Origin of the sequence: Crossiella cryophila (genome assembly GCF_014204915.1) — a bacterium.
Taxonomy (GTDB): Bacteria; Actinomycetota; Actinomycetes; order Mycobacteriales; family Pseudonocardiaceae; genus Crossiella; species Crossiella cryophila.
Genome location: NZ_JACHMH010000001.1, coordinates 9,775,431 through 9,790,310, shown reverse-complemented (window position 1 = coordinate 9,790,310; position 14,880 = coordinate 9,775,431). Strand labels below are relative to the sequence as shown.

The window sequence follows — 14,880 nt, the reverse complement described above, 5'->3', positions numbered from 1 at the left end:
TGGTTGGACGTGTTCACTCTGCTTGCAGGTGCGGCCGGTCACAAGCGTCCATCCGGTGGTCGTGCGGTGCTGCGCGCGGACCTGGCCTGCTAGCCCGCCAACAGCTCCGTGACCCACCTGACCTCGGCGGATGCCTCGCATTCGCGAAGTACCCCAATGGCCTCTTGCCAGCATTCGGCCGCAGCGACGGTCCCACCCTGCTCGGTCAGCACCAGCCCGCGCACGGCCAGCGCGGTGCCCAGGAACAGCAGCTGGCCGGTCTGCCTGGCCAGTTCGACCGCGGCGGTGGCCAGACCGGCCGCGGCGGTCGGCTCGCCGAGGCCGAGCTTGATGTGCGCCAGCTCGGTCAGCACCGGGGGCTCCATGAACACCAGCCCACCCGCGCGCACCTCGGTCAGCGCGTCCTCGGCCTGGGCCAGTGCCTCGGTGTGCCTGCCCTCCTCGCGGGCGATGCCTGCCAGGTTGGTCACCGCGTGCACCCGGCCCGCCCGGAAACCCATCTCCTCGGCGATCCGGATGGCCAGCTGGAAGTAGCCGGTGGCCACCGCGAGGGTGCCGCGCCTGCGGTGCATGGCGGCCAGGATGTTCAGCCCGTTGGCCTCGATCCGGCGGTCGCCCAGTTCCCTGGCCAGTGCCACCGCGGCCGCGGCCACCTGTTCGCACTCGGCCAGTTCGTCCCGGTCCCGGTGCACCGCGGCCACACAGCTGAGCACCGCGGCCTCGCCCACCCGGTTCCCGCTCTCCTGGTACCCGGCCAGTGCCAGCTCCAGCTCGGTCCGCGCCACCGCGGTCCGGCCGACGGAGAACAGCCCGACACCCAGGTACAGCCTGCCGTCGGCATTGCCCAGGGCCACCGCCTGCCGGTGGAACTCGATCGCCTCGGCGAAGCGGCCGAGCTGCTGGTGCACCGCGCCCAGGTTGTTCAACGCGCTCGACTCGCCGGTCCGGTTCTCGGCTTCCCGGTACAGGGCAAGGGATTTCGCGTGGTGTTCGGCCGCGGTCTGCGGCTGGCCGAGTCGCCCGTAGGCCATGCCCAGCCCGTCCAGCGCGACCGCCTGGCCCAGCGGATCACCCAGCGAGCGGTACAGCTCCACCGCCCGCTGCTGGTGCACCGCGGCCTCGCGCAGACTGCCCAGCCTGGTCTGGAACTGCCCGAGCAGCGCGTGCATCCTGGCCTGCGCGGGCCGGTCGTGCACCGCCATCGCCGCGGCCAGCCCGGCCTCCGCGGTGGCCACCGCCTCCGCGCCACCGCCGCGCGCGCCGAAGTAGCCGTGCAGCGCGTCCGCGATCCGCCAGGCGTAGTCGGGCAGTCCGCGCTCGGCCGCGGTGCTCGCCGCGGCCACCAGGGACGGCCGCTCACCGTCCACAATGGAGGGTTCGGCGGAGGCGGCGGTGCGGGTGAGGAACTCATAGGCCCGGCGCAGCGCGGCGTGCAGTTGCGCCGGTGACTCGGTGTCCTCGGCGCGGGCGCAGGCGTACTCGCGCAACAGGTCGTGGCACTGGAACCGGCCGGAACCCGGTTCCTGCACCAGGTTCGCCGCGATCAGCCGCTCCAGCAGGGTGCTCGTCTCCGCCTCGGTCAGATCGGCCACCGCGGCGGCCAGCGGCAGGCCGAAGTCCGGGCCGGGCAGCAGGCCGAGCAGCCGGAACAGCCGCTGCGCCAACGGGTCCAGCATGGCGTAGGACAGGTCGAAGGCGGCGTGCACGGCCGCCTCGCTGTCCCCGTCCACCGACAGCGCGTCCAGGCGGTTGCCCGCACGCAGGTCGGTGACGTACCGGGTGAGGTCGCGGTGCGGCCTGCCGGCGAAGTTGGCCCCGGCGATGCGCAGCGCCAGTGGCAGCCGGGCGCACAGCGCGGCCAGTTCCAGCGCGGCGCCGGGTTCCTTGTGCACCAGGTCCGCGCCGAGCACGTCACCGAGCAGCGCCACCGCGTCCGCGGCGGGCAGCACGTCCACGGTCAGCGTGGGCGCCTCCAGCGCGCGCAGGCTGTCCCTGCTGGTGATCAGCGCCGCGCTGCCAGGGGTGTCCGGCAGCAGTGGCCGCACCTCGCCCGCGCCCGCGGTGTTGTCCAGCACCACCAGCACCCGCTTGCCGGACAACGCCTTGCGGTACAACGCGATCTGCTCGGCCAGTGCCGCCGGCACGTGGTCCGGCCGCACACCCAGCGCACGCAGCAGCCGGGCCAGCGCCTCGGTCGGCGGCATCGGCGGACTGGTCGCGTAGCCACGCAGGTTCACATACAGCTGCCCGTCCGGGAACCGGCCGCGCGCGCCGTGCGCCCACTGCACCGCCACCGTGGTCTTGCCCACCCCCGGCGGCCCGGCCAGCGCCGCCACCACCGGGCGCGGGCCCGGGACGAGCAGGGTGTCCAGCCGGGACAGCAGCTCCGCCCGGCCGACAAAACCGTTGGCGCCCGGTGGCAACTGGCACACCCCGGCCGGTCGCGGGGTGTCGATGACCTGCTCCGGCTGGGCCGGGGTGCCGCTGAGGATCGAGTGGTGCAGCGCGCGCAGCTCGGCGTCCAGGCCGGCCCGGAACAGCACGTGCGCGGCCCGGTAGGTCTCCAGCGCCTCGGCCTGCCGCCCGGCCCGGTAGAGCGCGAGCATCAGCTGGTACCAGAACCGCGGCCGGGTCGGGTGGTCCTTGGTCAGCGAGGTCAGCTCGCCGACGAGTTCGTGGTGCGCGCCCAGCCGCAGGTCCAGTTCCAGCCGCTGTTCCAGCGCGTCCAGCAGCTCGCGCTCCAGCAGCGGCGCCAGGTCCTGGCGCACCCAGTCGAAGCGCAGGTCGGCCAGTGGCGCGCCGCGCCAGAGGGTCAGCGCGTCGTGCAGCAGCGCGGCGGCCTGCTCGTCGGTCTGCCCGGCCCGCCCGGCCTCGGCCACCAGGGCGCGGAAGCGGTGCAGGTCCACCGCCTGCGGGTCGACCACGAGCTGGTAGCCGGTCGGCCTGGTGACCAGTTCGACCCCTGGTTCCCCGGCCAGCAGCTTGCGCAGTGCGGCGATCAGCCCGTGCACCGCGTTGCGGGCCGAGGCCGGTGGCGCGTTGTCCCACAGCGCCCGGACCAGCCGATCCACCGGCACCACCCGGCCTGCCTCGACCAGCAGTATGCCGAGCAGGGCACGACGCCGGGGCGGACCGGGCGGCAACGCCGTCCCGTCCCGCCATGCCTCCACCGAGCCGAGCACGCCGAACCGCACCGGGTCAATGTTTCATCCCGCCCCGGCACACGCCACGTTCGGCTAGCTTCTGCACGGTGGCCGCCGAGATCGTCATCGAGGACCTTGCCCTGGGCCGGGCGCTCCTCGGCGTCTCCCTGACCCTCGCCCTCGGCGAACGCTTCGCCGTCCACGGCAGCTCGGGACGGGTGCTGACCGAGTTGCTCACCGGTGGCCGCGAGCCTGATCGCGGGGTGCTCCGGATCGAGCGTGGCGCGGCCCTGGTGGCCGCCGAGCCCGCCCTGTTCGACCGGCTGACCTGCCGGGAGCAGCTCGCCGCCTTCGCCGCCCTGCACCGCCGCCCACCAGCGGATCTGCTGGCCGCGGTGGGCCTGACCGAGTGCGCGAATATTCGTGAGGACCGGCTGAGCACGGTCCAGCGCCGCCGCCTCGGCCTGGCCTGCGCGCTGGTGCCCGACCCCGGACTGCTGGTCCTGGACGCCGACCCGGCCGAGCTGTGGCCGGTGCTGGACCCGCTGCCGCAGACCGTGCTGTTCAGCACGCAGGACCCGGCCGCGGCCGCCCGCGCGGACCGGGTCGCGCTGCTCGGGCACGGCCGCCTGCTCGCGGTGGACCGGCCGGCCACCCTGATCGAGGCCCTGGACGCCGAACGCCGCCTGCTCGCCCCGGAGGCTCCCGGCGCCACCCTGGCCGACGTGCTGCGGCACCTGGGCGGCCGGGAGGCGGCGCCGTGAGCACCTCGCTCGGCCCGCTGGTGCTGGCCGCCGCCCGCGATCTGCTGCGCAACCGGGTGCTGCTGTTCTTCACCTTCTTCGGCCCGCTGGCCTACCTGACCGCCTTCGCCCTGCTGTTCAGCTCGGCCGGACCCGGTCCGCTGCGGGCCAGCGCGCCCGGCCTGCTCGGCTGGACCATCGCCTGCTCCGGCTCGCTCGGCGTGGCCGTGTCACTGGCCAGCTGGCGCCGCTCCGGCCTGCTTGGGCAGATCCGGCGCAGTCCGGCGGGCTGGCGGCCGGTGCTGCTGGCCCGGCTGCTCGCGCTGTGCGGGCACACCGCCTGGCAGGTGGCCGCGCACCTGGCCGCGGCGGTCGCCCTGGGCCTGAGACCGGTGCGCTGGTGGCCGCTGCCGCTCTACCTGCTGGCGGGCACGCTGGCCTTCGCCGCGCTGGGCCTGCTGGTGGGTGCGCTGACCGCCTCGGCCGATCGCGCGGCCGCGGTCACCATGCTGATCCTGATCCCGATGGGCGCGGCCAGCGGCGCCTTCATCACCGAGGCCCCGCCCTGGGTGCACGCCATGGCCGGGTTGCTGCCCATGCGCCAGCAGCGCAACGGCCTGCTCGCCGCGTTGTCCGACACCGACCCGGCCGGCCTGTGGTGGCCGCTGCTCGCCCTGCTCGGTGTCGCCGCCGTGCTCGGCACCGCCGGACTGTGGCTGTGCGCGCGCCGGGAGCGGGTGCTCAGCCCTTGACCGCGCCGCCGGAGAGCCCCTCCACGATGTAGCGCTGGGCGAAGGCGAACAGGATCATCGAGGGCACCAGCGAGACCACGGTGGCCGCCGACATCGAACCCCAGTCGATGTCGTACTGGGTGATGAAGGAGTTCATCGCCACCGGGATGGTCTTGGCCTCCTCGTCGTCGATGAACATGATCGCCAGGAACAACTCGTTCCAGCACTGGATGAAGGCGAAGACGAAGGTGGCCGCGATGCCCGGCAGCATCACCGGCACCACCACCCGGAACAACGCCTGCAACCGTCCGCAGCCGTCGATCATGGCCGCTTCCTCGATGGCCACCGGGATCCGCTCGAAGAACCCGCGCAACATGATGGTGCAGAACGGGATCAGCATCGCCACGTACACCAGGACCAGGCCGGGCAACCGGTTGAGCAGGTCCAGGGAGTTCAGCAGCAGGTAGAGCGGGCCGAGCGCGATGAACAGCGGGATCATCTGGGTCACCAGGAAAGCCAGCATCACCTGGCCGCGGCCGCGGAAGGAGAACCGGGCCAGCACGTACCCGGCGAGCAGCCCGATCAGCAGCACCACCGCCGCGGCGGCCAGCGACACCAGCAGGCTGTTGCCGATGTAGGTGCCGAAGCTGGCGAAGCCGAACAGCCGCTCGTAGTTGGCCAGGGTCGGCGAGCCCGGCAGGTACTCCAGCGGCAGCCGGAAGATGTCGCCCTGCGGTTTCAGCGAGGTGACCACGATCCAGTACAGCGGGAACACGGTCACGACCAGCCACAGGCCGAGCACGGCGAAGCGGACGAAGGCGGCTGCGCGCATCAGAAGTCCCTGCTCTTTTCCAGCCTGGTCGCGGCCAGGTAGAAGACCGTGAACGCGAACAGCAGCACCAGCACGATCAGCCCGACCGCGGACGCCTGCCCGTAGTCCTGGGCGCCGATGATCTTGTTGATCATGTAGGTGGTGATGATGTGCGTCTTGCCTGCCGGGCCGCCGTCGGTCATCGCGTAGATGATGTCCGGGAAGTTCAGGATCCAGATCACCCGCAGCAGCACCACCAGCACCAGGGTGGGCCGGATGAACGGGATCACCACCCGCCACAGCGCCTGTGCGTAGCTGGCCCCGTCCAGCCGGGCCGCCTCGTGCAGCTCCTGCGGCACCGACTGCAGCGCGGCCAGGATCATGATCGAGAAGAACGTGACGCCGTACCAGACGTTGGCGATGATCTGCCCGGTCTGCGCCCATTCCGGACTGGCCAGGAAGGCGATCGGCGCGTCCACGATCCCCATCCGCAGCAGCAGATCGTTGACCACGCCGAACTCGGCGTTGAACATCCACCGCCAGATCAGCCCGATCAGGAACCCGGACATCGCCCACGGGAAGAACACCAGCGCCTGGTAGAGCCCGCGACCGCGGAAAGCCTTCTGCAGCAACAACGCCAGCCCGAACCCGAGCACGAACTGACCGGTCAGGGAGAAGAGCACCCAGATGCCGGTGTTGGCCAGCGCGGTCCAGAACCCTGGCTCGGCAAGGACTTTCTCGAAGTTGCCCCAGCCGATGAAGCCGGTGTCACTGAGGTCGAACAGGGTGTAGTTCTGGAAGGAGATGACCCCGCCGCGGATCATCGGGTAGTAGGTGAACACCCCGACCAGCAGCAGTGCGGGCGCCAGGCAGGCGGTGATGAACAGCCCCCGGTTGCGGCGCAACACGAACGTCGGACGGGGCGCGGTGTCCGTGCTCATGCGCCACCGGCCTTCTTCTGCTCGGCCCAGAATTTGTCCCAGGACCCGAGTACCTCGGCCACGGTCTTCTCCCCGACCAGCAAGGACTGCACGTCGATATCGGCCTGCTTCTGCCAGCGCCCCCAGCCCGGGTACTGGATCGGCCGCTCCACCACGACCTGCGCCGGGTCATTGGCCATGTCCAGATACGCCTTGAACGCGCCGGTGGAGAACTGCGGATCCTGGGCCGCCGCGGTGTGCACCGGGATCAGCGAGTGCTCCTTGGCCCAGCGCAGCCCCTGTTCGGCCGAGCTGAGGAAGGCCAGCAACTTCACCGCCGCGTCCCGGTTGCGGCTGAACGAGGTCACCCCCCAGCCCGCGTACCCGGTGGGCTGCAGGGCGAGTCCGGTGGGGCCCTTGGGAATCGGCAGCGTGGTCCAGGATCCCTTGGGCAGCCCGGTGGCCCGCTCGGTCGTCTTGATCACCTCGGGGTCCTGGATGAGCAGCGAGGTCACCCCGGAGGTGAAGCCCTGCACCATTTCCGGGTAGCTCCAGGCCAGCGATCCCGGCGGCGACCCGGTCTTGAACAGTCGCAGGAACGTCTCCATCGCGGTCACCGCCTCGGGGGAGGCGAAGATCGTGCTGCCGTCCTTGCGCCAGAACCCCTGCGCCGGATCCACCTGCGGCCCGGCATAGGCGGAGATGATCGAGACCGCGTAGTGGAAGGTGCCCGCGCCGCCGCGGAAGGAGTACCCGAACCGGTTCTTGCCCGGTTCGGTCAGCTTCACCGCCGCCTCGATCAGCTCCGGCCAGGTCGTCGGCGGCTTGATACCGGCCTCGCTGAGCCGGTCGGTCCGGGCGAACAGGGTGTTCTGGAAGAACCCGTACGGCACCAGGTAGGGCTTGCCGCCGACCGAGGCCGCCTTCTGCCGCGCCAGCGGGGTCAGCTCCTGCCAGCCCGGCCAGTTCGCCACGTAGGGGGAGAGGTCGAGCAGGCTCTGGTTGTTGACGAACTGCTTGACCGTGTAGTCCCGCACCTCCACCAGGTCCACGTCGTTCTTGGCACTGAGCACCTGCGCGATCTTCTGGTCCGCGCTCTGCAACGGCGGCGAGATCAGCCGCACGTCGATCTCCGGATTGGCCGCCTCGAACGCGGTGATCATGTCCCGCAGCAACGCGGTCCGCTCCGGACTGGTCAGACTCTGGATCACCCGCAAGGTGATCCCGCCGCCCGTGCCGCACCCGGTGAGCACCGAGGTCAACAGGGTCAGGGCCACCAGCCCGAACACGGCGGATCGTGGTCTGCGCATGCCACCCCCGAGACGTGTCAACGTTGTCAACACTGGCTGAGTCCGGCGAACGTAGCCGAGCCCCCAAGCCCGTGTCCAGGGCCTTCAGTCGTTGGCTCGGGCCGGTCCCGGTCCGGGTGGAGACCCGCCGGAAACCCCTGCCTGGCTACCAAGTCCACATGAGACGTCCGCTGCTGGTCCTGCTCGCCGCCGTCACCGCCGTCCTCGGCCTGCCCGCACCCCCGGCCGGCGCGATCGGCCAGGGCGCGAACGTGCGATCCCCCGCGCCGTGGGCGGCCTCGCTGCAACTGGACGGCGCGCACGTCTGCGGCGGCACGCTGGTCGCCGTGCAATGGGTGCTGACCGCCGCGCACTGCGTGGCCGAGCCCGGCAGCGTCGACCGGATCCGGCTCGGCAGCCTGGACAACACCCGCGGCGGCATCCTGGTCAAGCCGGTCCAGGTGGTCAAACACCGTGGCCCGGACCTGGCCCTGGTCAAGCTGGATCGCCGGGTGCCGTTGCGGCCCATGGACCTGACCACCGGCGCACCGGGTGCGGGCACCCCGCTGAAGCTGCTCGGCTGGGGGCTCACCTGTGCGGACTGCGCCGGGTCGGACCGGTTGCGGCAGATCGAGCTGCCGGTGGCCCCCGATGCCGGTTGCGGCAAGGGCCGGGAGCGCCCGTGGCGGCTGTGCCTGCCGTCCCGGCGTGGTCAGGGCGCCTGTGCCGGTGACTCGGGCGGCCCCGCGCTGGTCCGGAGCGGGCGGGGCTGGCGGCTGGCCGGCGTGCTCTCGGGCGGTGGACCGATCGAGGTGACCCCGGCGGTGGACTGGATCAAGGCCACCCTTCGCTGACCCAGCGGACGGAGAGCCTCTGGAAACCCCTTTCCGGCTACCAAGTCCCCATGAGACAACGACTCCTGCTCCTGCTCGCCACCGTCACCGCCCTGGTCGGTCTCACCGCACTGCCCGCGGGCGCGATCACCAACGGCGACAACGCCACCAGCCCGACACCCTGGATGGCCTCGCTACAGGTCGGCGGCAAGCACGTCTGCGGTGGCACGCTGGTCGCCGCGCAGTGGGTGCTGACCGCCTTCCACTGCGCGATCACGCCGGAAGAGATCGAGCAGATCCGCATCGGCAGCCACCAGCACACCAGCGGCGGCGTGCTGGCCAAGCCGATCGCGGTGGTCAAGCACCCCAAGGCGGTCTTCACCCCGCCCAACCTGATCAGCGGCGTCGACCTGACCCTGATCAAGCTGGACCGCCCGGTGCCGTTCCGGCCGATGGAACTCACCGGCGGCTCGCCAGGGGCCGGCACCAAGCTGGACCTGCTCGGCTGGGGCCTGCGCTGTTCCTCGCCCAGGCCGGAGTGCGCCAGCCCGGTGCACCTCAAGCAGATCCAGCTCCAGGTGGCCCCCGACTCCACCTGCTTCAAGAACGAGGACCGGCCGTGGGCGCTGTGCCTGCCCTCCCAGCGCGGTCAGGGCGCCTGCTCCGGTGACTCCGGCGGCCCGGCGCTGGTCAAGAGCCGGGGCGGCTGGCGGCTGGCCGGGGTGACCTCCAGCGGCGGGCCGAAGGACCCGGCCAAGCCGTTCCAGTGCGGCAGCGACAACCACGTCAACATCTACACCGAGGTCGCCCCGGCGGCGGACTGGATCAAGGCCACCATCGGCTAGCCGAGTGCCTCGAACGCGGCGGCGAGATCAGCCACCAGGGTCTCGCCGTCCTCCAGGCCCACCGACAGCCGCACCAGGCCGACCGGGATGCCCATGGTCGCCCGCACCGACTCCTCCACGGTCACCGCAGGCGCGTTCACCAGGCTCTCGTAACCGCCCCAGGACACACCGATCCTGAAGTGCCGCAACGAGTCCACGAACTTCTCCACCAGCGAGACGTCCTCGGTGTCCAGCTCGAAGGCGAACAGCCCGGAGAACCCGCTGAGCTGCCGCCTGGCCAGCTCGTGGTCCGGATGCCCCGGCAGCCCGGGGTAGCGCACCGAGCGCACCCGCGGATGCGCGTCCAGGAACTCGGCCACCCGCAGTGCCCGCTCACCGTGCGCGGCCATCCGCACCCCGAGCGTGCGCAACCCCTTGACCACCTTGGCCGCGTCGTGCGGGGACATCGCCGCGCCGTAGAGCTGGTACTCCACCAGCGAGAGCGGCCGCACCAGCGCCGCCGACCCGCACACCACGCCGCCGACCAGGTCGCTGTGCCCGCCGATGTACTTCGACAGCGAGTGCACCACCAGGTCCACGCCCAGCGTGATCGGCTTCTGGAACAGCGGGGTGGCCCAGGTGTTGTCCATCACCGTCACCGCGCCGTGCGCCCTGGCCAGCTCGACCACCGCGGCGATCTCCAGCACCCGGAAGGCCATGAAGGTCGGCGACTCGAAGTAGACCAGCCTGGTCTCCGGCCGGATCAGCTCCCGCGCCTGGTCCAGGTCGGCGGCGTGGGTGTGCGTGACGCCGAACTTGGTCAGGTAGCGCAGGAAACTGGTGGTCGGCCCGTAGATCGCGCCGACGGCCAGCACGTGATCGCCCGCGGCCACCTGGGATGAGATGGTCGCCGAGATGGCGCCCATGCCCGAGCCGAAGCACTTGGCCCGCTCGGCCCGCTCCAGCGCGGCCAGCTTGTCCTGCACCAGCGCGACCGTCGGGTTGGTGCCGCGCCAGTAGACGAAGTTCTCGTCCTCGGCCCGCAGCGCCTTCCCGAGCGCGGCCGTGTCCGGGAAGGTGAACAGGGAGTTCTCGTAGACCGGTGGGTGCACCGCGCCGAGGAAATGCTCGGCGTCCTCACCCAGGCGGGTGCAGATCCAGTCGTCGCTGTACACGTCGGACACGAGCGCGAAGGCTACCCGGGGGAGGGATGCGCATGACGGTGGAGTTCCGCCTGCTCGGCGTGGTCGAGGCCGGCAGCGAGGGCAGGCCGCTGGACCTGGGGCACGCGCGACAGCGCAGCGTGCTCGCGGTGTTGCTGACCGAGGTCAACCGCCCGGTCCCGGTCGCGGTGCTGCTGGACCGGGTCTGGGGCGAACACCTGCCGGACACCGCGCGGGACACCCTGGGCAGCTACCTGTCCCGGCTGCGCCGCACCCTCGCGCCGGCCGGGATCACGCTGGTCAGGGGCAACGGCGGCTACACGCTGGCCGCACCCGAGGCCGCCGTCGACCTGCACCGCTTCCGCGCGCTGTGCGCCAAGGCCCGCACCGCCGCGGAACCGCTGCCGCTGCTGGAGGCCGCACTGGCGCTGTGGCGCGGCGAGCCCTTCGCCGACCTGGCCGCTCCCGGCCTGGACCCGCTGCGCACCGCGCTGACCCAGGAACGGCACACCGCCGAACTCGACCGGGACGACCTGCTGCTGGCCAAGGGCAGGCACGCCAAACTGCTGCCCGAGCTGACCACCGCGGTCGCGGCCACCCCGCTGGACGAGCGCCGGACCGGCCAGCTCATGCTCGCGCTGTGCCGCCTCGGTAGGCAGGCCGACGCGCTGGCCCACTACACCGACCTGCGCACCCGGCTGGCCGAGGAACTCGGCATCGACCCCGGTCCGCGGCTGCGTGAGCTGCACCAGCGCATCCTCACCGCCGATCCGGCACTCACCCCGCCCGCTCGCGGCATCCCGGCCCAGCTGCCCGCGCCGCCCCGGCTGTTCACCGGCCGGGAGGCCGAGCTGGCCGCGCTGACCGTTGGCGAGACCAGCGTGGTCAGCGGTATCGGCGGCATCGGCAAGACCTCGCTGGTGCTGCACTGGGCCCAGGCCAGCCTGCCGGCCTTCCCGGACGGCCAGCTCTACGTCGACCTGCGCGGATTCGACCCGGCCAGCCCGCCGATGCCGCCAGCGGTGGCGCTGCGCGGGTTCCTGGACGCCCTCGGCGTGCTGCCCTCGGCGGTGCCGGTGGACGAGCACGCCCAGGCCGCGCGCTACCGCGGCCTGGTCACCGGCCGCCGCCTGCTGATCGTGCTGGACAACGCCCGCGACTCCGAACAGGTGCTGCCCCTGCTGCCCGGCGGCGCCACCTGCACCGTGGTGGTGACCAGCAGGCACCGCCTGGACGGCCTGCTCGCCACCCACCGCGCCCGCCCGGTGCCGGTCCCCGGCCTAGCCGGGTCCGACGCCCGCCAGCTGCTCGCCCGCTACCTGGGCGAGGCCCGGCTGGCCGCCGAACCCGCCGCGGTCGACGCGCTGCTGACCCGCTGCGCCCGGCTGCCCCTGGCGCTGGGCATCGTGGCCGCCCGCGCCGCCACCCACCCCGATTTCCCACTGGCCGCGCTGGCCGAGGAACTCCGCGAGGACACCACCCGGCTGGACGCCCTGGACTCCGGCGAGCTGACCGCCAGCCTGCGCGCGGTCTTCAGCACCACCTACCACGCACTCAGCCCGGCCGCGGCCGCCCTGGCCGGCCTGCTCGCGCACGCCCCCGGCCCCGACCTGGGCCTGACCGCGCTGCCCGCCCTGACCGACGAGCCACTGCCACGCACCCGCCCCCACCTGCGCGAACTCACCGCGCTGCACCTGGTCCAGGAGCACACCCCCGGCCGCTACCGGATGCACGACCTGGTCCGCCTCTTCGCCGCCGACCAGGCCAAACCCGACGACACCGCGCAACGCAGACTCATCGAGCACCAGCTCCAGTCCATCGCCGAGGACCCGGACCGGCTCGCCCTGGAGTGGCCGAACCTGCTCGCCGCCGCCGAACTCGCCGCCCGCCGCGACTGGCTGCCCGAACTCACCGCGCTGGCCGCCACCCTGCCGCACTACCTGGACCGGACCGGCCGCTACGACGACACCATCGTCCTGAACACCCTGTTGCTGGACACCGGGCACCGGGAACTCACCGGCCAGGCCATGGTCGGCCTCGGCCTCACGCACTGGCGGCGCGGCGAGTTCGACACCGCGATCCAGCGGTTCCACCGGGCGCTGGCGCACGGCAGACAGACCGGCGACGAGCTGATCATCGGCCGGTCGCTCAACGGCCTCGGCCTGTCCCACCTGCGCCGCGGCGAGTGCGTGGAGGCGCTGTCCTGGCACCGCGCCGCGCTGACCATCGGCCGCTCCGCCGGGATCGTCGACGTCGAGGGCTACGCGCTGGTCGGGATCGGCTTCGCCGAGCAGACCGCGGGCGACTACGAGTCGGCGCTGAGCCACCACCGGATGGCGGTCACGGTGGCGGAGTCGGCCGGTGACGTGGACCTGGAATGCCACGCCCGCAACGGGATCGGCGTTGCCTGCGTGGCACTGGGCCGTGCCGGTGAGGCGGTGCCGCAACACGAACAGGTGCTCGCGGTGGCCCGGCAGCGGGACAACCGGTACCTGCAAGGGCACGCGCTGGTGTGCCTCGGCCTGGCCCTGCACTGCACCGGCGCTCTCGACGCCGCCCTGCCGCCGCTGCACCAGGGGCTGGCACTGGCGGAGGCGATCGGTGAGCAGTACCAGCAGGCCCGCGCCCACCAGATCCTCACCGGCCTGCACCAGGACCGGGGCGAGCCCGCCCAGGCGGCCCACCACGAACGACTCCTGCTCCAACTGCGCACCGCACTGGGCCTTCCCGAGTTCAGGGCGCTGTTCCCACCCCGAGGCTGACGATCCGGGCCCTGCCGCCGCGCAGAGCCCGGATCCCGGTCGGCGAACGCCCCTCCCGATGCCCCTCCGCATCCGTGCGCCGCTGGTCACCACCGTGCCCGCGCGCCCCTGCGGAAACCCTGCGCGTTCCTGGAACTCCCAGCTCACCGGCCCTAACCCCCGCCCGGCGTCCGGGTGACCGCGATCACCAATCACACTGGAGAGCGGACATTTCACCCGAGGGAGGGAGCGGCGTGTTCGCTACGCCCACAGCGCGTTTCCGTGCGGTAGCCATCGCCGAGGCGTTTTCCTGGGCCGGCCTGCTGGTCGGCATGTTCTTCAAGTACGTCATGGTCGGCAACGACCTGGGGGTCAAGATCTTCGGCCCGGTGCACGGCGTGATCTTCGTGCTCTACCTGTTCGTGGTGCTCATGGTGCGTGAGCCGCTCAACTGGGACGGTCGCACCACCACCTGGGCGCTGATCGCGAGCGTGCCGCCGTTCGGCACCATCGTGTTCGAGCGCTGGGTGAACAAGCGGACTCAGGCGGCCGCGGTCACTCCGTGAAGTCGCCGGTGGCGTGCCGGACCTTGGCCAGCAGGGCGGTGAGCTGGACCGTCTCCGGTCCACTCAGCCCCTGCAGGCCGAATCCGGCCTCCACCACCGCCTCGGTGGCGACCTTCATCCGGTCCCGTCCGGCGTCGGTGATGGCCACCAGCGTGGTGCGGCGATCGGTCGGGTGCGGCTCGCGCTGCACCAGGCCGTCGCTCTCCAGCCGGTCCACGATGTTGGTGACGCTGGTCGGGTGCAGTTGCAGCCGCTCGCCCATCACCCGCATCGGCAGGCTGCCCCGCCGGGAAAAGGTAAGCAGAACAAGGGCTTCGTACCTGGCGAAGGTCAGTCGGTGCGGTTTGAGCGCACCGTCCACTGCGGACTGCACGATCTGCTGAACCCGCATCACACTGGTGACCGCCGCCATCGTCTCCGAAGGCCCGATGCGCTGGGTCCAGGATTCGGCGGCCCGCGCGATCGGGTCGAAGGGGAGCGGATGGCCGGTCACAACCACCGAAACTAGCAGTGCGTACTGAGCAGTAGCAGCCCGAGATGGATCTTTTTTCACACCGTGGAACCAGGGAGGCCCCCGCGATGCTCGTCGCGTTCAGCGTCAGTCCGGCCGGCGGTGAGACCGGCGGAGTCAGCGAGGCGGTCGCCGCCGCGGTGAAGGTGGTCCGGGAATCCGGGCTGCCCAACGAGACCAGCGCCATGTTCACCACCATCGAAGGTGACTGGGACGAGGTGATGGCGGTGGTGAAGCAGGCCGTGGACGCGGTGGCCGCCTTCGGCCCCCGGGTGTCGCTGGTGCTCAAGGCGGACATCCGCCCCGGTTTCACCGGCCAGCTCACCGCGAAGGTCGAACGCCTCGAAGCCCACCTCGCCGAGGACTGAAGCCCACCGAAGGCCACCCGCCCCGCCCACCGAGCGCCACCCCGCCCACCGAAGGCCACCCGCCCCGCCCACCGAGCGCCACCCCGCCCACCGAACGCCCCCGGCCCGCACCGGTGCCACCCCTGCCGTCCTGCCGCTGGCTCCCCAGTAGCCCTGCCGGTGGCTCCCTGCCCACCAATGCGGCGGGCGGCGCGGCGCGGCATACCCGGGTCGTGTCAGGATGGAAACCGTGACAAG

13 protein-coding genes are annotated in these 14,880 nt (G+C 72.0%); 7 read left to right on the top strand and 6 right to left on the bottom strand.

Annotation, left to right across the window (positions count from 1 at the left end):
* Positions 1-89 precede the first annotated feature (89 nt).
* Positions 90-3,194, bottom strand: a complete 3,105-nt coding sequence (locus HNR67_RS42075; protein ID WP_185009415.1) for an AfsR/SARP family transcriptional regulator — start codon at positions 3,192-3,194, stop codon at positions 90-92.
* Between the two features lie 56 nt (positions 3,195-3,250).
* Here HNR67_RS42075 and HNR67_RS42070 point away from each other — a divergent pair, with 56 nt between their 5' ends.
* On the top strand, positions 3,251-3,907 hold the full coding sequence (locus HNR67_RS42070) for an ATP-binding cassette domain-containing protein (protein ID WP_185009413.1): 657 nt from the start codon (positions 3,251-3,253) through the stop codon (positions 3,905-3,907).
* Complete coding sequence (locus tag HNR67_RS42065; protein ID WP_185009411.1) at positions 3,904-4,638, top strand: ABC transporter permease; 735 nt, start codon at positions 3,904-3,906, stop codon at positions 4,636-4,638. The genes HNR67_RS42070 and HNR67_RS42065 overlap by 4 nt, the downstream gene beginning before the upstream one ends.
* On the opposite strand, the gene HNR67_RS42060 is transcribed toward HNR67_RS42065, so the two are convergent.
* The 3 genes from HNR67_RS42060 to HNR67_RS42050 are packed head-to-tail and all read right to left on the bottom strand — an operon-like array spanning position 4,628 to position 7,658.
* A complete protein-coding gene (locus tag HNR67_RS42060; RefSeq protein ID WP_185009409.1) occupies positions 4,628-5,449 on the bottom strand; it encodes a carbohydrate ABC transporter permease in 822 nt (273 codons plus the stop codon). The two genes, HNR67_RS42065 and HNR67_RS42060, sit on opposite strands and share 11 nt — an antisense overlap.
* Entirely contained in the window at positions 5,449-6,369 is a 921-nt protein-coding gene (locus tag HNR67_RS42055; protein WP_185009407.1) for a carbohydrate ABC transporter permease, read from the bottom strand. The genes HNR67_RS42060 and HNR67_RS42055 overlap by 1 nt, the downstream gene beginning before the upstream one ends.
* Positions 6,366-7,658, bottom strand: a complete 1,293-nt coding sequence (locus HNR67_RS42050; RefSeq protein ID WP_185009405.1) for an ABC transporter substrate-binding protein — start codon at positions 7,656-7,658, stop codon at positions 6,366-6,368. Before HNR67_RS42050 ends, HNR67_RS42055 begins: the two co-directional genes overlap by 4 nt.
* A gap of 158 nt (positions 7,659-7,816) precedes the next feature.
* Here HNR67_RS42050 and HNR67_RS42045 point away from each other — a divergent pair, with 158 nt between their 5' ends.
* Together HNR67_RS42045 and HNR67_RS42040 are read left to right on the top strand one after the other, a co-directional pair.
* A complete protein-coding gene (locus HNR67_RS42045) occupies positions 7,817-8,491 on the top strand; it encodes a S1 family peptidase (RefSeq protein WP_185009402.1) in 675 nt (224 codons plus the stop codon).
* Between the two features lie 50 nt (positions 8,492-8,541).
* Positions 8,542-9,315 carry a S1 family peptidase gene (locus tag HNR67_RS42040; protein ID WP_185009400.1) on the top strand — a complete coding sequence of 258 codons (774 nt, stop codon included), beginning with the start codon at positions 8,542-8,544 and terminating at the stop codon, positions 9,313-9,315.
* Here the strand turns inward: HNR67_RS42040 and HNR67_RS42035 are convergent.
* Entirely contained in the window at positions 9,312-10,478 is a 1,167-nt protein-coding gene (locus tag HNR67_RS42035) for a trans-sulfuration enzyme family protein (RefSeq protein ID WP_221490235.1), read from the bottom strand. The genes HNR67_RS42040 and HNR67_RS42035 overlap by 4 nt on opposite strands.
* A 32-nt stretch (positions 10,479-10,510) precedes the next feature.
* Here HNR67_RS42035 and HNR67_RS42030 point away from each other — a divergent pair, with 32 nt between their 5' ends.
* Together HNR67_RS42030 and HNR67_RS42025 are read left to right on the top strand one after the other, a co-directional pair.
* Positions 10,511-13,219 carry an AfsR/SARP family transcriptional regulator gene (locus tag HNR67_RS42030; RefSeq protein ID WP_185009398.1) on the top strand — a complete coding sequence of 903 codons (2,709 nt, stop codon included), beginning with the start codon at positions 10,511-10,513 and terminating at the stop codon, positions 13,217-13,219.
* 233 nt (positions 13,220-13,452) lie between these two features.
* On the top strand, positions 13,453-13,764 hold the full coding sequence (locus tag HNR67_RS42025; protein ID WP_185009396.1) for a DUF3817 domain-containing protein: 312 nt from the start codon (positions 13,453-13,455) through the stop codon (positions 13,762-13,764).
* Here the strand turns inward: HNR67_RS42025 and HNR67_RS42020 are convergent.
* Entirely contained in the window at positions 13,754-14,257 is a 504-nt protein-coding gene (locus tag HNR67_RS42020) for a MarR family winged helix-turn-helix transcriptional regulator (RefSeq protein ID WP_185009394.1), read from the bottom strand. The genes HNR67_RS42025 and HNR67_RS42020 overlap by 11 nt on opposite strands.
* A gap of 86 nt (positions 14,258-14,343) precedes the next feature.
* Between HNR67_RS42020 and HNR67_RS42015 the strand changes: the two genes are divergently transcribed.
* A complete protein-coding gene (locus HNR67_RS42015; RefSeq protein ID WP_185009392.1) occupies positions 14,344-14,643 on the top strand; it encodes an MTH1187 family thiamine-binding protein in 300 nt (99 codons plus the stop codon).
* The last annotated feature ends 237 nt before the right edge of the window (positions 14,644-14,880 follow it).